We start from the raw sequence: 16,699 nt of genomic DNA, 5'->3' as shown, positions 1-16,699 counted from the left end.
GCGGTGTATAGGGGGCGAGGACGGGATTGTCACGGGGCGCTATGGTTGGGGTTGTCATCGGGTGGCGATTGTCATACATGTATGATATGTATGACGGAGGGGGTTGCGATGCTGTCGGTCAGATTGCCGGAAGAGCTTGAACAGCGGCTGGAGGCGCTTGCCAAGGCGACCGGGCGCAGCAAGACCTACTATGTGCGCGAGGCTTTGATCCAGAAGCTTGAGGACATGGAAGACATCTACATGGCCGAAGCGGTGCTGGAGCGGATCAGGAGCGGTGAAGAGAAGGTGATTTCGGCCGAGGAATTCTGGCGTGAAATGGACGATTGAGTATGCCGTGTCGGCGCAGAAGCCGATGCGACGGCTCGATCCCAACGTCAGGCGGCGAATCCGGGATTTCCTGAGTACGCGCGTCGCGGGTCTCGATGACCCCCGACAGTTGGGTGACGCCTTGCAGGGCGCGCGGCTGGGCGGGCTCTGGCGCTACCGGGTGGGGGACTACCGCATCCTTGTGGAGATCAAGGACGAGATCGTGACCGTCCTCGTCGTCGGGATCGGCCATCGCGGCGAGGTCTATCGCTGAGGCTCGACAGGTTGGCGGGCGGTCCAGAGGATGTGGCCGACCGAGGCCGCCATCACCATCGCCCCGCCGATCAGGGTGGGGGTGGTGGGGGTTTCAAGGAACACCAGCCAGACCCAGACCGGGGTCAGCGTGGTCTCCAGCGCGCCGATCAGGGCGGTTTCCACCGGGGTCGTGTGGCGCGAGCCGAGCACGAACAGCGCGAAGCCGAGGGTGGAGTTGATCAGCCCGAAGCCTGCCATCAGGAGAAGGTTCGGCGCGTCGAGGCCTGACAGACTGGCGAAGGGGATCATCGCCAAGGGCGCCCAGACGGCGGACAGGGTTCCGGCGGCGAGGGTGGGGGTGTCGGGGCTGCCCCGTCCGATCAGGATCAGCCCGGCCATCGCCAGCACCATGCCGAAGGCCATCAGGTCGCCCAGAAGCGTCCCGTCGCCGCCGAGGCCGACCATCACCGCCGCCCCGATCAGTGCCAGTCCGGCGGCAAGGATGCCGACGCGGCCGGGCGGTTCCTTCAATAGCCACCAGCCGAGGAAAGCCGCGATGAAGGGCAGGGTGGCGTAGATGATCGCGACATGGGCGATGGAAGTGGCTTTGAGCGAGCCGACGAAAAGCAGCATCCCGAGGCCGGAGAGCAGCGAATAGGCCCAGCCTGCCGCGCCGAGCCGGGTGAAGTCGCGGAAGCCTTCCGCCCCCTTCAGCCACCAGAGGGTGACGAACAGGCCCGCGGCGCCGGCCAGCCCGCGCCAGAGGATCACGGTGGGGGTGTCGAGCGGGATGGCGCGGGCGAAAAGGCCCGAGGTGCTCCAGGCCAGCGTCGCGCCGAGAAGCATCAGGATGCCCTGGCGGTGGGCGTCTACCACGGCTGCGGGGCCTTGGGGAGCGTAGGCCACTGCGACGGGTCGTGGCCGTAGATCAGCAGCGCGCCGGGCGGGGCGAGGGAGAGCAGGCGGTCGGCGGAGATTTTCGCGGCGACGGGGTCGTCGGCATCGGGGAAGCCCTCGCCGGGTTCCGAGGCGCGGTTGATCGCGTCGGCGGCGAGGATGACATGGCGGCTGTCGGGCAGGGTGAGGAGGGCGGAGAGGTGCCCGGCGGTATGGCCGGGGGTGGGGATCAGGGTCAGGCCGTCGCAGACCGGGGTGTCGGCATCGATCAGGCGGTAGGCAGCGTCTGGCCAGGGGATCGGACGGGCTTGGCCGAAGTAGAGCGGGGCAGGCTCGGCGCGTTCGCGGGCGGTCATGAGGATGAGGGCATGGGCGAAGAGGGGCAGCGAGCCGACGTGGTCGATGTGGCCGTGGGAGAGGATGACGAGGTCGATGTCGGCGGGCGCGAGGCCCAGAAGCGCCAGTGCGCCCTCGGCGGTCTGGTCGGGGCGATAATCGAGCAGACGACCGAAGCGGGGCAGGCCGTCCTGCGCGGGGCGGGCGGGGTCGGTCAGGTAGTCGGGCGGAAAGCCGGTGTCGAACAGGATGTTCTGGCCCCGGTCGGTCTGCATCAGGAAGCCGGGGATGCCGATCACCCGCTCGCCGCCCCGCACCTCGAAGAGGCCGAGGTCGAGGATGTAAAGCCGGGACAGCTTGCCCGGCAGGATCACAGCTTCAGCTCTTCCAGGGTGAAGCCCTGCTTCTGCAACAGGTTCAGCACCCCGTCCTGACCGGACAGATGCAGCGCCCCGAAGGCCGCGAAGACCGGGCCCTTCGACGCGGCTTCGGTCAGCACCGGAATCCAGGCGCGGTTGCGGGATGCGGCGACGATTTCCTCCATCCGGGCGAATTCGGCGTCCACCTCGGCATGGGTATAGCCCGGCATGTCGTAGCTGATGAAGCGCATCAGCTCCCAGGCGGCACGGCTTTCCCCGGCGAAATAGCCGTCGACGAGTGTGGTGAAATAATCCTCGCCCTGCGGTTCGATGGCGAGGGTGGAGACCAGCATCTCGGTCAGTTCCGCCTCGGTCAGGTTGCCGAAGATCTTGAACAGGGTGTCGTAGGGTTCCAGCGCGCGGACCGGCACCCCGGCTTCCTGAGCGGCCTTGATCACCAGCCGGTCAAGCCCCTCGGGTTCGGATGTCATCTGCAGCATGGCGCAGGGCGGGATCGAGAGCAGTGTCAGCACATACCAGGGCTTGAACTTTGCGGTCATGAAGGCCGGGATGCCACGGGCGGACATGGCGTCGGAGAGCTGTGCCCAGACCTCGGGCGGCAGCTGCTGGTTCAGAAGCGGGCCTTCGGTGATCACCATCGTCGACGGGTCGCGGGCGATCTGCGCTTTCAGCGCCTTCTCCTCCTCCGGCCCGGCCTCGACCAGCACCACGCTGGCCCCGGTGATCGCGGGCATCAGCGCGGCCAGGTTCGCCGCATGGCGCGGGTCGTCGAAGTGATAGGTCCCGGCAAGCGTGATCACCTGATCGCCCTTGGTCGCGCGCCAGAAATTGCCTCTCGCGAAGGGGATGGCATCGGCGGCGGCCGTGACCTCGGCCTTCCGGGCCGGGTCCATCGTGTCGAAAAGGTTATGGCCGACGCATTCGGCAGACAGCGGGGCCGCAGCAAGGAAGCCAAGCACGAGGGAGAGGGCGGCAAGGAAGCGGGACATGCGGGCAATCACGATTGGGTCGGTCGGCCCGCATCGTGGCACCCGGCCCGGAAAAGGCAATGCGAAAAGCCGGGGCGCGGGTGTTGACTCGTGGCCGGGCATCGCCTACCTCAAGCCGCGTTGGCACTCAGGCCATCTGAGTGCTAACCGAAATCAAACCTGGAAACTCAAGGGAGTACCCCAGATGGCTTTCAAACCGCTGCATGACCGCGTGCTGGTCAAGCGTATCCAGTCCGACGAAAAGACCAAGGGCGGGCTGATCATCCCCGATACCGCCAAGGAAAAGCCCGCCGAGGGCGAGATCGTGTCCGTGGGCGAAGGCGCCCGCAAGGATTCGGGCGAGCTGATCGCGCCGTCGGTCAAGGCCGGTGACCGCATCCTGTTCGGCAAATGGTCGGGCACTGAAGTCACGCTGAACGGCGAAGAGCTGCTGATCATGAAGGAAAGCGACATCCTCGGGATCATTTCCTGAGGGGAGTCGGGGTGAACCCCGACCTACGCAATCCATAACCCATTCTAGGAGCTACCAAAAATGGCTGCAAAAGACGTCAAGTTCGACACCGACGCCCGCGACCGCATGCTGCGCGGCGTGAACATCCTGGCCGACGCCGTCAAAGTCACCCTCGGCCCGAAAGGCCGCAACGTGGTGATCGACAAATCGTTCGGCTCGCCCCGCATCACCAAGGACGGCGTCACCGTCGCCAAGGAAATCGAACTGGCCGACAAGTTCGAGAACATGGGCGCGCAGATGGTGAAGGAAGTCGCTTCCCGCACCAATGACGAGGCCGGTGACGGCACCACCACCGCGACCGTGCTGGCCCAGGCCATCATCCGCGAAGGCATGAAATCGGTGGCCGCCGGCCTGAACCCGATGGACCTGAAGCGCGGCATCGACCTCGCCACCGCCAATGTCGTCGCCTCGATCAAGGCGGCTGCCCGCCCGGTCAAGGACTCGGCCGAAGTCGCCCAGGTCGGCACCATCTCGGCCAACGGCGAGGCTGAAATCGGCCGTCAGATCGCGGAAGCGATGCAGAAGGTCGGCAACGAGGGTGTGATCACCGTCGAAGAGAACAAGGGCCTGGAGACGGAGACCACCGTCGTCGAAGGGATGCAGTTCGACCGCGGCTACCTGTCGCCCTATTTCGTTACCAACGCCGACAAGATGATCGCCGAGCTGGAAGACGCCTACATCCTGCTGCACGAGAAGAAGCTTTCGTCGCTGCAGCCGATGGTTCCGCTCTTGGAAGCCGTGATCCAGTCGGAGCGCCCGCTGATCATCGTGGCCGAAGACGTGGAAGGCGAGGCTCTGGCCACGCTGGTCGTCAACAAGCTGCGGGGCGGGTTGAAAATCGCTGCCGTCAAGGCTCCGGGTTTCGGCGACCGTCGCAAGGCCATGCTGCAGGACATCGCGATCCTGACCGGCGGCCAGGTCATCAGCGACGATCTGGGCATGAAGCTGGAGAATGTCGGGCTCGACATGCTGGGCCGGGCGAAGAAGGTCATCATCAAGAAGGATGATACCACCGTCATCGACGGCGCTGGCGACAAGGCGGAAATCGAAGCCCGCGTCGGCCAGATCCGGGCGCAGATCGAGGAAACCACCTCGGACTACGACCGTGAGAAGCTGCAGGAGCGTGTGGCCAAGCTGGCGGGCGGCGTTGCGGTGATCCGCGTCGGCGGCATGACCGAAGTCGAAGTGAAAGAGCGCAAGGACCGCGTTGACGACGCCCTGAACGCGACCCGTGCGGCCGTGCAGGAAGGCGTGATCGTCGGTGGCGGCGTGGCGCTGGTGCAGGCGGCCAAGGGTCTGGAAGGCCTGAAAGGCGCCAACAGCGACCAGGACGCGGGCATCGCCATCGTCCGCCGCGCGCTGGAAGCTCCGCTGCGCCAGATCGCCGAGAATGCCGGTGTCGACGGTGCCGTCGTCGCGGGCAAGATCCGCGAATCGAAGGACAATGCCTTCGGCTTCAACGCGCAGACCGAAGAATATGGCGACATGTTCAAGTTCGGCGTGATCGACCCGGCGAAAGTGACCCGCACCGCGCTGGAAGACGCGGCCTCGGTCGCCTCGCTTCTGATCACCACCGAAGCGATGATCGCCGACCGTCCCGAGCCGAAAGCTGCCCCGGCGATGCCCGGCGGCGGCGGCATGGGCGGGATGGACTTCTGATCCATCTCTTTCGGTCGAAGGAATGGGAGGGGCGGTCTTCGGGCCGCCCCTTTGCTTTGTCAGAGCGGCTTCACCAGCCGTTCGATCCAATGCCCGGTGGTTTCGTCGCGGCGACGAAGGCCGGTGCCCTGAAACCCCTCCCGCTCCCAGAACGCCCGTCCGCGCGGGTTGGCGTCGAGGACGGCGAGGTAGAGGCGTGGGGCGCCCCGGCTGCGGGCAAGAGTTTCGGCATGGGCGAGGAAGGCCTTGCCATGCCCCGCGCCTTGCGCCCAGGGGCCGAGGAGCATGAGGCCGAGATAGGCGTCGGCGGGTTCCGGGAAGCCGTAGGAGACTTCGGCGACGCCGGAGAGGCGGTCCGGTGCGGCGCCCCCCTCCCCTCTCCCCTCCCCACGAGGGGGAGGGGAAGCGCTTTTGTCGGCGCCGGGCGCGACGGGCGCGGAGGGAAGGAACAGGCCCAGCCGGTGCGATTGCGCGGGGTCGCAGCCGGGCGGGCCGTCGGTGAAGAACTCCCGCGACTGGCGGTCCGGCTCGCAGGCGCCTTCGGCGAGGAGCCAGTAGTCGGGCGCCTCGGCGTAGAAGCGGGCGACGAGGGGGGCCTCGGAGGGGAGAAGCTCACGGATCGGCATGAGCGATCCTGAGGATTTCCAGCTCAAGGGTCCCGGCGGGGCGCTTCCATGTCACCACATCGCCGACCTGTGCGCCGAGGAGCGCCCGTGCCAGCGGAGAGTTCGGCGCGATGCGGTGGCGGGTGGCGTCGGCTTCGTCTTCGCCGGTGATCTGGTAGGTGGTTTCCCGTCCGTCCTCGTCGGCCACGGTGACGGCCAGGCCGAAGGCGACTTCGGTCAGGTCGTGGGTGGCGGGGTCGATGACGACGGCGGCCTTCAGCCGGGCCTCCAGCCAGCGCAGGTCGCGTTCGGCGGCGGCTTCGGGCAGCTTGTCCAGCCGGTCGGGGCGGGCCTTCAGCGCGGCAAGGTCGGACTGACGCTGCGCGATCCGGTCATGCAGCACAGCCAGCCCTCGGGGGGTGACGATGTTCGGGCCGGGGGGCACCGGCAGTTCGGGCAGGTCGGGGCGGTCGTTCCCGGCATCCTCGTTGACGAAGGCGCGGCTCATTTCAGGATCACTTCCAGCGGGTCGTAGAGTGCGGCCCCGACCCCCCAGGCGGCGTCGGGCAGGCTGTCGGGCTTGAAGCGGACATGCCCGGCGGCGAGTTCCACGCGCGAGAAGAAGCGGCGCTCGGTGACGACGCCCTCGGGGTCCTGCCAGGTGTCGTCGAGGTCGCCGTGCTCAAGCGTGCAGCGGAAGAAGAGGTCGACCTGGTGGAAGCCGGTGTCGGGGTCGTGGAATTCGTTGACCAGCACCGGGGGGCCGACGGCGATGGTCAGGCCGGTTTCCTCATGCACTTCGCGCGCCAGGTTCTGCGGCAGGGATTGCCCCGCCTCGCAGCCGCCGCCGGGGGCGCACCAGAGGCCAAGTCGCGCCCCGGGATAGGCGTTGACGAGGAGAAGCCGGTCCTCATGCAGGATCAGCGCGCGGGCGGCGAGGCGGGGTTTGGGGCGGGCCATGCCCCCGACCCTTCCCCGCCCGGCCCGAAAAGTCCAGAGGTCCGCGCCTCAGCCCTCGGCCGGGAGGCGGACGGCATCCTCGTCGGGAATGCCGCGATGCTCGCTCCACAGCAGGTAGGACGACCCGGACAGCACCAGCAGGATGCCCAGCCAGTAGCTGCCCTCGGGCGCGAAGTTCAGCACCAGCCAGCTGACCGCGATGTTGGAGAAGAGCTTGAGGTCGTCGAAGGGCTGGACGAAGGCGGCGTCGGCGGCGGCATAGCTGAGCGTCAGGAAATGCTGCGCGAAATACATGATCACGCCGCCTGCCAGCAGGTAGACCCAGATCTCGGACGAGGGCATCTCGAACCCGGCCCCCAGCGAGAACATCAGGTTGATCGGCGTCAGCAGCACCAGAAGCCACATGGTGATCGCAGTCTGCGGTTCGTCCCGCGTCAGCCGTTTCGTCACCAGCGAGGCGCCGCCCCAGGTGATCGCGGCGGCGATGGGCAGAAGCTTGTCCGCGCCGAAGCCGCTTTCCCAGGGCCGCAGGATGATCATGGCGCCGGTGAAGCCGAAGGCGGCGGCGATCCAGCGGTTGGGGCCGACGCGCTCTCCCAAGAGGAGCGCCGCGCCGATCATCACGAAGAAGGGCGAGGTCATCACCAGGGCGATGACATGCCAGGGCGGGGTGCCGCTGGCGAAGGCCATCGTGAAGGCCTGCACCCCGAGGACAGACAGCGCGACGCGCAGCAGGTGCAGGACGGGATGGGCGGTCTTCATGGCCGCGATCCCGTGGCGCCAGAGGAAGGGCAGCGAGAAGACGGTGGCGATGGCATATTGCCAGAAGGCGTCGGACTGGGCCTTGAAGCCCATCTTGTAGGTGACGGTCCAGGTGACGGCATTGGCCAGCGCAAAGCAGATGCCCGCGGCGACCATATAGGCTGCGCCTTTATAGAGGTTCGTCTGATTCATGGTGCTACCCATCCCTGACCACCGTTGAATCAGGGGATCATGGGAAACACCCGTCCGGGCCGAAGGCGGCCCGGGACGTGCGCTCTCATTCTCTTTCCTCCGGCCTGTTACCGTCGGCCCCGGAGTTCCACCGGATCTGCTGACCCCCGTTGCCGGGGCGCTCGCGGGCTGTCACCGCCGGTGGGGACTTGCACCCCGCCCTGAGAACGCCGGATAGACCCGGCCGGGAAGGGCTAGCAGGGCGCGGGCGGCGGGGCAAGCGCGGCTTGCGCAGGGGAATGGTGCGGCAATGCACCCCGGCGTGACGCTGCGTCGGGTTTCGCCGCAGGCGGGCATTCCGGGCTTGATCGCGGGCGGCGGCGGGCGGACAGTCGGGCCATGTGGCTGACCGGACGCCTTGCCCGCTTCCTGCCTGCGCCTGCGACCGACGAGGGCGCAGGGGTGGCGGATGCGGTTGTCCTGCTGCATGGGCTGGCGCGGACCGATGCCTCGCTGGCCCCGATGGCGCTGGCGTTGAAGGCGGCGGGGTTCCGGGTGCTGAACTGGTCCTACCCTTCGACCAAGGCCCCGCCGGAAGAACTGGCCGAGGAGGTGGGCCAAGCGGTCGCGCAAGTCGGGCCGGGCCGGGTGCATTTCGTGACCCATTCGATGGGCGGCATCCTTCTGCGCGACTGGCTGGCGCGGCACCGCCCGGCGCAGATGGGCCGGGTGGTGATGCTGGCCCCGCCGAACCACGGGTCGGAGCTGGTGGACCGCCTGGGCGACAACCCGGTCTTCCACATGGTCAACGGCAAGGCGGGCAAGACGCTGGGCACCGGGCCGGAGAGCTGGCCGAACAGCCTGCCGCCCGCCGACTATCCGCTGGGCGTCATCGCCGGGACGCGGTCGCTCAATCCGGTCTGGAACGCCATGCTGCCGGGGTCGAACGACGGCAAGGTCACGGTGGAGAGCACAAGGCTGGATGGCATGGCCGACCATCTGGTGATGCCGGTGACGCATACCTTCATGATGGTCAACCCGGTGGTGATCCGGCAGGTGCTTTCTTTCCTGCGGTCGGGGAAGTTCGACCCTTCGCTGACGCTTTCGACCGTGGTGAAAGAGACTTTTCAGGCGGTGCAGTCCGGCTGACGACCTCGGGCGTGCCGGTATCCGGGCGGCCCTTCTCCAGTTGCGAGCGGCCCATCGCGGCCAGCGCCTCATACTGGCAGACGAAGGCGGCAAGCTCTTTCTCCTCCAGCTCCTCCAGGTCGAGCAGCGACAGATGCGCGCCCTTGGTGGCGCGGATCAGCTCGTCCAGTTTCAGCTGCATCGCCACGGTATCGCGGTTCTGGGTGTTCTGGATCAGGAAGACCATCAGGAAGGTGATGATGGTGGTGCCGGTGTTGATCACCAGCTGCCAGGTGTCGGAGAAGCCGAAGACCGGGCCGGAGATCACCCAGACCACGATGATTGCGACGGCAAGCAGGAAGGTGATCGGACGGCCCGACAGCTGGGCGATCCAGCGGGCGGTGTGGGTGTAGACAGAGGATTTGTCGGTCATGGCGGTCCTCGGGCGGGGCGGCAGCCCGAGCATAACGCAGATTGCGGGGATCGGTGCCCTGACCCTGATCAAGGTGGCGGCTCGTCGTGCCCTTCGTTTCTCGCCGGGTCCTGCGACGAGAAGCCGAAGGCGAACGAGGAGCGGTCAGGCGCGGATGATCCGGTTCACATGACCCATCTTGCGGCCCGGACGGGGCGCGCCCTTGCCGTAGAGATGGACGGCGGTGTCGCGGGCCTTCAGCAGATCGGGCACGCGGAGGATGTCGTCGCCGATCAGGTTCTCCATCACCACGTCGGCGTAGCGGTTGCCGTCGCCCAGAGGCAGGCCCGCCACCGCGCGGATGTGCTGTTCGAACTGGTCCACCGTGCAGCCGGCTTGCGTCCAGTGGCCGGAGTTGTGGACGCGCGGCGCGATCTCGTTGACCAGCAGGCCCTTGGGCGTCACGAACAGCTCCACCCCCATCACGCCGACATAGTCCAGCGCGTTCAGGATGCGGGCGGCCAGCAGCACGGCGTCCGAGGCCTGCGCGGGCGACAGGCGGGCGGGCACGGTGGTGGTGCGCAGGATGCCCTCGCGGTGGATGTTCTCTCCGGGGTCGAAACAGGCGACCGAGCCGTCGAGGCCGCGGGCGGCGATGACCGAAACCTCGCGGTCGAAGGCGACGAAGCCTTCCAGCACGGAGGGCGCGTTGTTCATCGCGGCCCAGGCGGCAGGGATGTCCTGCGCGCTTTCCAGCTTGACCTGGCCCTTGCCGTCATAGCCAAGCCGCGTGGTCTTGAGGATCGCGGGCAGGCCAAGGCTTTCGGCGGCAGCGCGGAGGTCGGTCTCGGAGTTGACGGCAGCCCAGGGGGCGGTCTGCAGGCCAAGATCGTTCAGGAAAGACTTCTCGCTGATCCGGTCCTGGCTGATGGCCAATGCCCGGCGGTTCGGGCGGATCGGTTTCAGGCTTTCGAGGAGGTCCAGCGCGGAAGTCGGGACGTTCTCGAATTCATAGGTGATCACGTCAACCGAACCGGCAAAGGCGCGCAGGGCGGCCTCGTCCTCGTAGGGCGCGGTGGTGACGGTCAGCGCCACGTCGCCCGCCGGGGCGGCGCCGGGCTCGTAGATGTGGCAGCGATAGCCCAACCGGCTGGCCGCGACCGAGAGCATCCGTCCCAACTGCCCGCCGCCGAGGATGCCGATGGTCGCGCCCTGCGGAAGCTCACTCATCCTTCGGCTCCTCGGGGATCGAGGCCGACAGCGCGTCGCGCCAGGCGTCCAGCTTCGCGGCCACGGCGGGATCGGAGACCGCAAGGATCGCTGCCGCCATCAGCCCGGCATTCGCCGCCCCGCCGATGGCCATCGTGGCGACCGGATAGCCCTTCGGCATCTGCAGGATGGAATAAAGCGAATCGACCCCCGCCAGCGCCTTCGTCTGCACCGGCACGCCGATCACCGGCACGCGGGTCTTCGACGCCATCATGCCGGGCAGATGCGCCGCCCCGCCCGCCCCGGCGATGATCACCTTGAGGCCCCGGGCAACGGCGGTCTTGCCATAATCCCACAGCCGATCCGGCGTGCGATGCGCGCTGACGATCTTCGCCTCGTAGGCGATGCCGAGTTCATCCAGGATTTCGGCGGCTGCCTTCATCGTCGGCCAGTCGCTTTGCGACCCCATGATGATTCCGACGGATACGGCCATGCGCGCGCCCTCTTGGTTCACCGCGCGATTAGCGGGAACCGCGCGCAGGGGCAAGCGTCAGGCTATGATGCCCGTCACGCAATGATATCCGGGATCAGCATATCCTCGATCTTCACGATCTGGTCCTTCAGCGCCAGCTTCTGCTTTTTCAACCGGCGCAGGGTCAGCGCGTCGGGGCGACCCGTCTCCTCAAGCGCGTGGATGGCCTGGTCGAGGTCGCGGTGTTCGCGGCGCAGGACTTCAAGCCTGATGCCAAGCATCTCGACGTGGTTGAGTTCGGTGGGGGCGTTCATGGTCTGGCGAATCGGTTCCTGCCTTTGTGCAAGGATATAGGAAAGCGTTCATCATGGGGGAAGGTTTCTGCGCGAAATCGCCGCAAACGGGTGCCCTTGCCGCCTGCGCCGGGCCTTGCGGGGCGCGCGGGCGGGCCCCATATTCACCCCATGCGGTGCCTGAATGCGGGGCCGCAAAGACCGAACCGTCGCTTATGCCAAGGACTGTCCGATGACGAAACTGAGCTTTGGGGCCCATCCCTATCTTCTGGGGTTCGAGCAGCTGGAACGGCTGGTGGAACGCACCGCGAAATCGGGGGCCGAGGGCTATCCTCCCTTCAACATCGAGGCGGTGGCGGACAACGCCTACCGGATCACGCTGGCCGTCGCGGGCTTCCGCGAGGAGGACCTGTCGATCACGGTCGAGGACCGGCAGCTGGTGGTCAGGGGCCGTCAGGCCGAGGATACGGGCGACCGGGTGTTCCTGCATCGCGGCATCGCGGCAAGGGCCTTCCAGCGCAGCTTCGTGCTGGCCGACGGGGTCGAGGTTGCCGGGGCCACGATGGAGCACGGCCTGCTGCACGTCGACCTGCGCCGGCATGTGCCGGAGACCGTGGTGCAGACGATCAGGATCGGTCGCAAGGATGCCAGCCACAAGGAAGGGGGCAAGACATGAACACGCCATTCGACGGACTGCCGCAAGGGGCCGACCGGATCGTCTATGTCCGCGAGATCGCGGTGGATGACCTGCCGGACGAAGTGCGCGAGCAGGTGGGCGAGGCGCAGGTGATCTGGTCGGTCCACGGGGCCGACGGGCGCCAGCTTGCACTGGTCGCCGACCGCAAGCTTGCCTTCCATCTCGCGCGTGAACACGACTTCACGCCCGTAAGCGTGCACTGATTTCCAGCGCCGTCAGCCGTTCGCGGCTGGCCTTGTGCGACGGAACCGCTACGCTTCGGCGTACAGGGTTTGTTGCGTCAATGGAGGTCGCCTTGAAAACCACTACCGGATACTCGGGCATTCAGATTTCGTTGCACTGGCTGGTTGCCATCCTGATCGTCGTCGCCTGGTTCACCGGCGAGGGCGGCAAAGCGGCGATGAAGGTGGTGGAAAAGGGCGGCACGGCAGGTTTCGTCCCGCATGTGGCGATCGGCCTGGCGATCCTGGCGCTGGTCGTGACCCGGCTGCTGCTCAGGCTGGGCCGCGGCACGCCCGCCGCGCCGGGAGAGCCGGGCAGCCTGGCGGTGCTGGCCTCGGACTGGGGACACCGGTTGATCTATCTCTTGATGCTCGCCGTGCCGCTGGGCGGGCTGTGCACATATTTCCTCGGGCTCGATGTCGGCGATCTTCACGAGCTTGGCGCGAATGTGCTGATGGTGGTGATCCTGGGCCATGCGCTGATGGCGCTCTATCACCAGTATGTGCTGAAGGACGGGGTCCTGAGCCGGATGATGCGGCCGGAATGAACGACAAAGGCCGCGCCCGCAAGCGCGGCCTTCTTTCTGCAGGGGTGACGGTCAGGCCCGGATCAGGCCCATCTGCTCCAGCTTCAGCAGGACCTGATGCGCGCAGTGGTCGACATCGACATTCTCGGTGTCCACCACCAGTTCGGCCTTGGTCGGCGCCTCATAGGGGTCGGAAATCCCGGTGAATTCCTTGATCTTGCCCTCGCGCGCCAGCTTGTAGAGACCCTTGCGGTCGCGGCGTTCGCATTCTTCCAGGCTGGTCGCCACATGCACCTCGACGAAGGCGCCGAAGGATTCGACCATCTCGCGCACGGCCCGCCGGGTGGCGGTATAGGGCGCGATGGGCGCGCAGATCGCGATGCCGCCGTTCTTGGTGATCTCGGACGCGACATAGCCGATGCGCTTGATGTTCAGGTCGCGGTGCTCCTTCGAGAAGCCCAGTTCCGAGGACAGATGCTTGCGCACCACGTCGCCGTCCAAAAGCGTGACCGGACGCCCGCCCATCTCCATCAGCTTGACCATCAGCGCATTGGCGATGGTGGACTTGCCGCTGCCCGAAAGCCCGGTAAAGAACACCGTGAAGCCCTGCTTCGACCGCGCCGGGCTGGTGCGGCGCAGTTCCTGCACCACTTCGGGGAAGGAGAACCAGTCGGGAATCTCCAGCCCTTCGCGCAGGCGGCGGCGCAGTTCGGTGCCGGAAATGTCCAGCACGGTCGCGCCTTCCGGCACTTCGTCCACCGGGAAATACTGTGCCTTTTCCTGTACATAGACCATCTGCTTGAAGGGGACGACCTCGATCCCGATCTCGGCGGCGTGTTTCGACACCAGCTCCTGCGCGTCATAGGGGCCGTAGAAATCCTTGCCCTGGCTGTTCTTGCCGGGGCCGGCATGGTCGCGGCCGACGATGAAATGGGTGACGCCGTGGTTGCGGCGGATGATCGCGTGCCACATCGCCTCGCGCGGGCCGCCCATGCGCATGGCCAGCCCCAAGAGCGACATGTGGGTCGTGGCGGCGGGATACTGGCCCAGCACCGCCTCATAGCAGCGGACGCGGGTGAAATGGTCGACGTCGCCGGGCTTGGTCATGCCGACGGTCGGATGGATGAGAAGGTTGGCCTCGGCCTCGCGCGCGGCGCGGAAGGTCAGCTCCTGGTGCGCGCGGTGAAGGGGATTGCGGGTCTGGAAGGCCACGATCTTGCGCCAGCCCATCTTGCGGAAGAAGGCGCGAAGCTCGTTCGGCGTGTCGCGGCGGGCCTTGAAGTCATAGTGCACCGGCTGCTGGATGCCGGTGATCGGCCCGCCCAGGTAGACCGGGCCGGCCACGTTGTGCAGGTAGTTCACCGCCGGGTGGGCCAGGTCGTCGGCCCCGAAGACGCCCTCGGCCTCGACCGCCTTGTCAGGGCTCCATTTGTCGCTGATCGACAGGATCGCCAGGATCACGCCCTCCTGATCCCGCAACGCGATGTCCTGGCCGGGCTGGACCTTTTCGGCAAAGGCTTCCGACACGTCCAGCGTGATCGGCATTGGCCAGAGCGATCCGTCGGCGAGGCGCATGCTGGCGACGACCCCGTCGTAGTCCGCCTGGCTCATGAAGCCCTTCAGCGGGTTGAAGCCGCCGTTCATCAGCAGTTCAAGGTCGCAGATCTGGCGCGGGGTCAGGTCCCAGGACGGCAGCTGCGCCGCCTCGACCTTTAGCTTCTGGGCCGAGTCGTAAGAGACATAAAGCTCGGGGATCGGGGCGTGGTTCTGCAGCGACATCGGGTCAACCTTTCAGCGCGGACAGGGCCGCAGTTGCGCGGGTCCGTAGCCCGACCGGGGGGCGCTATTCAAGCGATTGCAGGGGATTTTGCGCAGATAAGGCGGAAATCGTGGGGTATCTGGCGCGGATGGGCAACGGTTCTGCGCTGCGGCATGGGCGGGGACTGATTTCCCGTCGCCGCAGCTTTAATGCGAAGTTTCGGAATTCCGTTCCGCTTGGACCGCTCGTCGTTTGCCTTCGGCACTCCTCGCTGTGCGCCTGGCGACGAGAAGCCGAAGGCGCACGAGGAGCCCTCAGGCGAGGTAGGCGCGGAAGCTGCGGATGACCTGTTCATAGACCGCGCGCTTGAAGGGGACGATGCTTTCCACCATCTCGTCGGCAAGGATCCAGCGCCACTGCGCGAATTCGGGATGCTCGGTCGTGATCTTCACGTCCGTATCCTGCCCCTTGAAGCGGAACAGGAACCACTTCTGTTTCTGGCCGCGATACTTGCCACCCCAGACCTTGCCCAGAAGCTCGGGCGGCAGGTCGTAGGTCACCCAGCCATGCGTCTTGCCGACGAACTCCACCTTGTCGCGGGTGACGCCGGTTTCCTCCCACAGCTCGCGATAGGCGGCCTCGCGCGGCTTTTCGCCCTCGTCGATCCCGCCCTGCGGCATCTGCCAGGCGGGCGAGGGGTTGTCGATCCGCTGCCCCGCGAAGACCATGCCGCGGGCGTCGATCAGCACGACGCCCACGCAGGGCCGGTAGGGCAGGGTTTCGGGATCGACCACGCCTATTTCTCTTCCGGGGCGATGGCGGTCAGGCCCTTGATGATGTCGACGGCATAGGCCAGCTGGTAGTCCTCGTCGCGCAGCTTGGCCGATTCCTCGGCGTGCTGCTGCTCTTCCAGATACAGCCGCTTTTCCTCGTCGGTCATCGAATCATTGGTGATCGCCCCGCGCAGGTCGGCCTCGGAGCGTTCCTTCATCGCCGCCGATTTCTCCTCGGCGGGGGCGTTCGGGTCCACCGGCTTGACCTCGGGTTGCTGCACCACGATGTCGGGCGAGATACCCAGCGCCTGGATCGACCGGCCCGAGGGCGTGTAGTAGCGCGCCGTGGTCAGCCGCATCGCCCCATCGCCGCGCAAGGGGATCAGCGTCTGGACCGAGCCTTTGCCAAAGCTTTTCGTGCCGACGACGATGGCGCGGCGGTGGTCCTGCAACGCGCCCGCGACGATTTCCGACGCCGAGGCCGAGCCGCCGTTGATCAGAAGCACGATCGGCTTGCCGTTGATCACGTCGCCGGGGTTGGCATTGTAGCGCTCGCCGCTGCCCGCCGCACGGCCGCGGGTCGACACGATCTCGCCCTTGTCGAGGAAGGCGTCCGAGACGCTGATCGCCTCGTTCAGAAGGCCGCCGGGGTTGTTGCGCAGGTCGATGACCACGCCTTCCAGGTTCTCCATCCCGCCCAGTTCCTTGAGCCCCTTGTCCAGCTCTTCCTTCAGGCCACTGGTGGTCTGGTCGTTGAAGGTGGTGATGCGCAGGACAACGGTCTTGCCCACCACGCGGCCCTTGACGGCGGTCATCTTGATGGTGTCGCGGATGATCGACACGTCGAAGGGCTCGGGCGTGCCCTGGCGGACGACGGTGATGATGATCTCGGACCCGATCGGGCCGCGCATCTTTTCGACAGCCTCATCCAGCATCAGGCCCGACACCGGCTCGCCGTTGACATGGGTGATGAAGTCGCCCGCCTGGATGCCCGCCTTGGCCGCCGGGGTGCCGTCCATCGGCGAGATGACCTTGATGAAGCCTTCCTCTTGCGTGACCTCGATCCCGAGACCGCCGAATTCGCCCCGGGTCTGGACCTGCATGTCCTCGAAGTCCTTGGCGGAGAGGTAGCTGGAATGCGGGTCGAGCGAGGTGAGCATGCCGTTGATCGCGGCGGTGATCAGCTTGTCGGTCGGCACTTCCTCGACATACTGGCTGCGGACGCGCTCGAAGATGTCGCCGAAGAGGTCGAGCTGCTCATAGACCGAACTGTCGGTCATGGCTTCCTGCGCGACGAGGGGGCCGGCGATCTGAGTGGTCGCGATGACCCCGGCGACGGTTCCGGCCAGGGCGGCCATCACATGCTTCTTCATCCGC

Annotated in this window: 22 protein-coding genes and 1 riboswitch; of the genes, 8 read left to right on the top strand and 14 right to left on the bottom strand. The window is 66.7% G+C overall.

What is annotated here, in order from left to right; genetic code table 11:
- The first annotated feature begins 108 nt into the window (after nucleotides 1–108).
- The gene (locus ACE3P6_RS20620; RefSeq protein ID WP_374398298.1) at nucleotides 109–327 is read left to right on the top strand and encodes a DUF6290 family protein; all 219 of its coding nucleotides are present in this window, start codon (nucleotides 109–111) and stop codon (nucleotides 325–327) included.
- A complete protein-coding gene (locus tag ACE3P6_RS20615) occupies nucleotides 311–580 on the top strand; it encodes a type II toxin-antitoxin system RelE/ParE family toxin (protein ID WP_374398297.1) in 270 nt (89 codons plus the stop codon). The genes ACE3P6_RS20620 and ACE3P6_RS20615 overlap by 17 nt, the downstream gene beginning before the upstream one ends.
- Here ACE3P6_RS20615 and ACE3P6_RS20610 read toward each other — a convergent pair.
- Genes ACE3P6_RS20610 through ACE3P6_RS20600 form a run of 3 tightly spaced genes read right to left on the bottom strand, consistent with a single transcriptional unit; the run spans nucleotide 571 to nucleotide 3,163 of the window.
- Nucleotides 571–1,437: a DMT family transporter gene (locus ACE3P6_RS20610; RefSeq protein WP_374398296.1), complete on the bottom strand. Its 867-nt coding sequence runs from the start codon at nucleotides 1,435–1,437 to the stop codon at nucleotides 571–573. The genes ACE3P6_RS20615 and ACE3P6_RS20610 overlap by 10 nt on opposite strands.
- Entirely contained in the window at nucleotides 1,431–2,168 is a 738-nt protein-coding gene (locus tag ACE3P6_RS20605; RefSeq protein ID WP_374398295.1) for an MBL fold metallo-hydrolase, read from the bottom strand. The genes ACE3P6_RS20610 and ACE3P6_RS20605 overlap by 7 nt, the downstream gene beginning before the upstream one ends.
- Nucleotides 2,165–3,163: a TraB/GumN family protein gene (locus ACE3P6_RS20600; protein WP_374398294.1), complete on the bottom strand. Its 999-nt coding sequence runs from the start codon at nucleotides 3,161–3,163 to the stop codon at nucleotides 2,165–2,167. The genes ACE3P6_RS20605 and ACE3P6_RS20600 overlap by 4 nt, the downstream gene beginning before the upstream one ends.
- A gap of 184 nt (nucleotides 3,164–3,347) precedes the next feature.
- Between ACE3P6_RS20600 and ACE3P6_RS20595 the strand changes: the two genes are divergently transcribed.
- Both ACE3P6_RS20595 and groL read left to right on the top strand, forming a co-directional pair.
- Nucleotides 3,348–3,635 (top strand): co-chaperone GroES, encoded by a 288-nt coding sequence (locus ACE3P6_RS20595; protein ID WP_294975267.1) that lies wholly within the window; start codon nucleotides 3,348–3,350, stop codon nucleotides 3,633–3,635.
- 60 nt (nucleotides 3,636–3,695) lie between these two features.
- Entirely contained in the window at nucleotides 3,696–5,333 is a 1,638-nt protein-coding gene (gene groL, locus ACE3P6_RS20590) for a chaperonin GroEL (protein ID WP_374398293.1), read from the top strand.
- Nucleotides 5,334–5,392: 59 nt separating this feature from the next.
- Here groL and ACE3P6_RS20585 read toward each other — a convergent pair whose 3' ends face one another.
- From ACE3P6_RS20585 to ACE3P6_RS20570, 4 genes are read right to left on the bottom strand one after another with little or no spacing between them, the layout of a single operon-like run.
- Nucleotides 5,393–5,959: a GNAT family N-acetyltransferase gene (locus ACE3P6_RS20585; protein WP_374398292.1), complete on the bottom strand. Its 567-nt coding sequence runs from the start codon at nucleotides 5,957–5,959 to the stop codon at nucleotides 5,393–5,395.
- Nucleotides 5,946–6,446 carry a GreA/GreB family elongation factor gene (locus ACE3P6_RS20580; protein ID WP_374398291.1) on the bottom strand — a complete coding sequence of 167 codons (501 nt, stop codon included), beginning with the start codon at nucleotides 6,444–6,446 and terminating at the stop codon, nucleotides 5,946–5,948. Before ACE3P6_RS20580 ends, ACE3P6_RS20585 begins: the two co-directional genes overlap by 14 nt.
- Nucleotides 6,443–6,898 carry an NUDIX domain-containing protein gene (locus ACE3P6_RS20575; protein WP_374398290.1) on the bottom strand — a complete coding sequence of 152 codons (456 nt, stop codon included), beginning with the start codon at nucleotides 6,896–6,898 and terminating at the stop codon, nucleotides 6,443–6,445. Before ACE3P6_RS20575 ends, ACE3P6_RS20580 begins: the two co-directional genes overlap by 4 nt.
- Before the next feature lie 48 nt (nucleotides 6,899–6,946).
- The gene (locus ACE3P6_RS20570; protein ID WP_374398289.1) at nucleotides 6,947–7,852 is read right to left on the bottom strand and encodes a DMT family transporter; all 906 of its coding nucleotides are present in this window, start codon (nucleotides 7,850–7,852) and stop codon (nucleotides 6,947–6,949) included.
- A gap of 83 nt (nucleotides 7,853–7,935) precedes the next feature.
- Nucleotides 7,936–8,064: riboswitch (FMN riboswitch) on the bottom strand.
- A gap of 166 nt (nucleotides 8,065–8,230) precedes the next feature.
- Between ACE3P6_RS20570 and ACE3P6_RS20565 the strand changes: the two genes are divergently transcribed.
- Complete coding sequence (locus ACE3P6_RS20565; protein WP_374398288.1) at nucleotides 8,231–8,980, top strand: esterase/lipase family protein; 750 nt, start codon at nucleotides 8,231–8,233, stop codon at nucleotides 8,978–8,980.
- Here the strand turns inward: ACE3P6_RS20565 and ACE3P6_RS20560 are convergent.
- The 4 genes from ACE3P6_RS20560 to ACE3P6_RS20545 form a co-directional block, all read right to left on the bottom strand.
- Nucleotides 8,865–9,392 (bottom strand): low affinity iron permease family protein, encoded by a 528-nt coding sequence (locus ACE3P6_RS20560; RefSeq protein WP_374398287.1) that lies wholly within the window; start codon nucleotides 9,390–9,392, stop codon nucleotides 8,865–8,867. The two genes, ACE3P6_RS20565 and ACE3P6_RS20560, sit on opposite strands and share 116 nt — an antisense overlap.
- 144 nt (nucleotides 9,393–9,536) lie before the next feature.
- Nucleotides 9,537–10,601 carry a 5-(carboxyamino)imidazole ribonucleotide synthase gene (locus ACE3P6_RS20555; protein WP_374398286.1) on the bottom strand — a complete coding sequence of 355 codons (1,065 nt, stop codon included), beginning with the start codon at nucleotides 10,599–10,601 and terminating at the stop codon, nucleotides 9,537–9,539.
- The gene (purE, locus tag ACE3P6_RS20550; RefSeq protein WP_374398285.1) at nucleotides 10,594–11,073 is read right to left on the bottom strand and encodes a 5-(carboxyamino)imidazole ribonucleotide mutase; all 480 of its coding nucleotides are present in this window, start codon (nucleotides 11,071–11,073) and stop codon (nucleotides 10,594–10,596) included. Before purE ends, ACE3P6_RS20555 begins: the two co-directional genes overlap by 8 nt.
- Before the next feature lie 74 nt (nucleotides 11,074–11,147).
- Nucleotides 11,148–11,366, bottom strand: coding sequence for a YdcH family protein (locus ACE3P6_RS20545; RefSeq protein WP_294975217.1), 219 nt, complete (start codon nucleotides 11,364–11,366; stop codon nucleotides 11,148–11,150).
- Between the two features lie 211 nt (nucleotides 11,367–11,577).
- Between ACE3P6_RS20545 and ACE3P6_RS20540 the strand changes: the two genes are divergently transcribed.
- From ACE3P6_RS20540 to ACE3P6_RS20530, 3 genes are all read left to right on the top strand, one after another.
- A complete protein-coding gene (locus tag ACE3P6_RS20540; protein WP_374398284.1) occupies nucleotides 11,578–12,021 on the top strand; it encodes an Hsp20 family protein in 444 nt (147 codons plus the stop codon).
- Nucleotides 12,018–12,245: a DUF1150 family protein gene (locus tag ACE3P6_RS20535; RefSeq protein ID WP_374398283.1), complete on the top strand. Its 228-nt coding sequence runs from the start codon at nucleotides 12,018–12,020 to the stop codon at nucleotides 12,243–12,245. Before ACE3P6_RS20540 ends, ACE3P6_RS20535 begins: the two co-directional genes overlap by 4 nt.
- Nucleotides 12,246–12,337: 92 nt before the next feature.
- Nucleotides 12,338–12,811, top strand: a complete 474-nt coding sequence (locus ACE3P6_RS20530) for a cytochrome b (RefSeq protein WP_374398282.1) — start codon at nucleotides 12,338–12,340, stop codon at nucleotides 12,809–12,811.
- Between the two features lie 51 nt (nucleotides 12,812–12,862).
- Here the strand turns inward: ACE3P6_RS20530 and ACE3P6_RS20525 are convergent, their stop codons facing one another.
- The 3 genes from ACE3P6_RS20525 to ACE3P6_RS20515 all read right to left on the bottom strand — a co-directional run bounded on the left by ACE3P6_RS20525 (nucleotide 12,863) and on the right by ACE3P6_RS20515 (nucleotide 16,695).
- Nucleotides 12,863–14,569, bottom strand: a complete 1,707-nt coding sequence (locus ACE3P6_RS20525) for a bifunctional sulfate adenylyltransferase/adenylylsulfate kinase (protein ID WP_374398281.1) — start codon at nucleotides 14,567–14,569, stop codon at nucleotides 12,863–12,865.
- A gap of 294 nt (nucleotides 14,570–14,863) precedes the next feature.
- Nucleotides 14,864–15,349, bottom strand: coding sequence for an RNA pyrophosphohydrolase (locus tag ACE3P6_RS20520; RefSeq protein WP_374398331.1), 486 nt, complete (start codon nucleotides 15,347–15,349; stop codon nucleotides 14,864–14,866).
- Nucleotides 15,346–16,695 (bottom strand): S41 family peptidase, encoded by a 1,350-nt coding sequence (locus tag ACE3P6_RS20515; RefSeq protein ID WP_374398280.1) that lies wholly within the window; start codon nucleotides 16,693–16,695, stop codon nucleotides 15,346–15,348. Before ACE3P6_RS20515 ends, ACE3P6_RS20520 begins: the two co-directional genes overlap by 4 nt.
- Between the last annotated feature and the right edge of the window lie 4 nt (nucleotides 16,696–16,699).

The sequence above is a fragment of the Tabrizicola sp. genome (assembly GCF_041911175.1).
Lineage (GTDB): Bacteria > Pseudomonadota > Alphaproteobacteria > Rhodobacterales > Rhodobacteraceae > Tabrizicola.
The sequence above is the reverse complement of the archived record's forward strand: the minus strand, read 5'-3'. Positions and strand labels throughout refer to the sequence as shown.

What these genes read in the sequence shown, in the direction of transcription:
- ACE3P6_RS20620 (WP_374398298.1), top strand. Translation starts at nt 109, where the DNA reads ATGCTGTCGGTCAGATTGCCGGAAGAGCTTGAACAGCGGCTGGAGGCG.
- ACE3P6_RS20600 (WP_374398294.1), bottom strand. Translation starts at nt 3,163, where the DNA reads ATGTCCCGCTTCCTTGCCGCCCTCTCCCTCGTGCTTGGCTTCCTTGCT.
- ACE3P6_RS20595 (WP_294975267.1), top strand. Translation starts at nt 3,348, where the DNA reads ATGGCTTTCAAACCGCTGCATGACCGCGTGCTGGTCAAGCGTATCCAG.
- groL (WP_374398293.1), top strand. Translation starts at nt 3,696, where the DNA reads ATGGCTGCAAAAGACGTCAAGTTCGACACCGACGCCCGCGACCGCATG.
- ACE3P6_RS20585 (WP_374398292.1), bottom strand. Translation starts at nt 5,959, where the DNA reads ATGCCGATCCGTGAGCTTCTCCCCTCCGAGGCCCCCCTCGTCGCCCGC.
- ACE3P6_RS20580 (WP_374398291.1), bottom strand. Translation starts at nt 6,446, where the DNA reads ATGAGCCGCGCCTTCGTCAACGAGGATGCCGGGAACGACCGCCCCGAC.
- ACE3P6_RS20575 (WP_374398290.1), bottom strand. Translation starts at nt 6,898, where the DNA reads ATGGCCCGCCCCAAACCCCGCCTCGCCGCCCGCGCGCTGATCCTGCAT.
- ACE3P6_RS20570 (WP_374398289.1), bottom strand. Translation starts at nt 7,852, where the DNA reads ATGAATCAGACGAACCTCTATAAAGGCGCAGCCTATATGGTCGCCGCG.
- ACE3P6_RS20565 (WP_374398288.1), top strand. Translation starts at nt 8,231, where the DNA reads ATGTGGCTGACCGGACGCCTTGCCCGCTTCCTGCCTGCGCCTGCGACC.
- ACE3P6_RS20560 (WP_374398287.1), bottom strand. Translation starts at nt 9,392, where the DNA reads ATGACCGACAAATCCTCTGTCTACACCCACACCGCCCGCTGGATCGCC.
- ACE3P6_RS20555 (WP_374398286.1), bottom strand. Translation starts at nt 10,601, where the DNA reads ATGAGTGAGCTTCCGCAGGGCGCGACCATCGGCATCCTCGGCGGCGGG.
- purE (WP_374398285.1), bottom strand. Translation starts at nt 11,073, where the DNA reads ATGGCCGTATCCGTCGGAATCATCATGGGGTCGCAAAGCGACTGGCCG.
- ACE3P6_RS20545 (WP_294975217.1), bottom strand. Translation starts at nt 11,366, where the DNA reads ATGAACGCCCCCACCGAACTCAACCACGTCGAGATGCTTGGCATCAGG.
- ACE3P6_RS20540 (WP_374398284.1), top strand. Translation starts at nt 11,578, where the DNA reads ATGACGAAACTGAGCTTTGGGGCCCATCCCTATCTTCTGGGGTTCGAG.
- ACE3P6_RS20535 (WP_374398283.1), top strand. Translation starts at nt 12,018, where the DNA reads ATGAACACGCCATTCGACGGACTGCCGCAAGGGGCCGACCGGATCGTC.
- ACE3P6_RS20525 (WP_374398281.1), bottom strand. Translation starts at nt 14,569, where the DNA reads ATGTCGCTGCAGAACCACGCCCCGATCCCCGAGCTTTATGTCTCTTAC.
- ACE3P6_RS20515 (WP_374398280.1), bottom strand. Translation starts at nt 16,695, where the DNA reads ATGAAGAAGCATGTGATGGCCGCCCTGGCCGGAACCGTCGCCGGGGTC.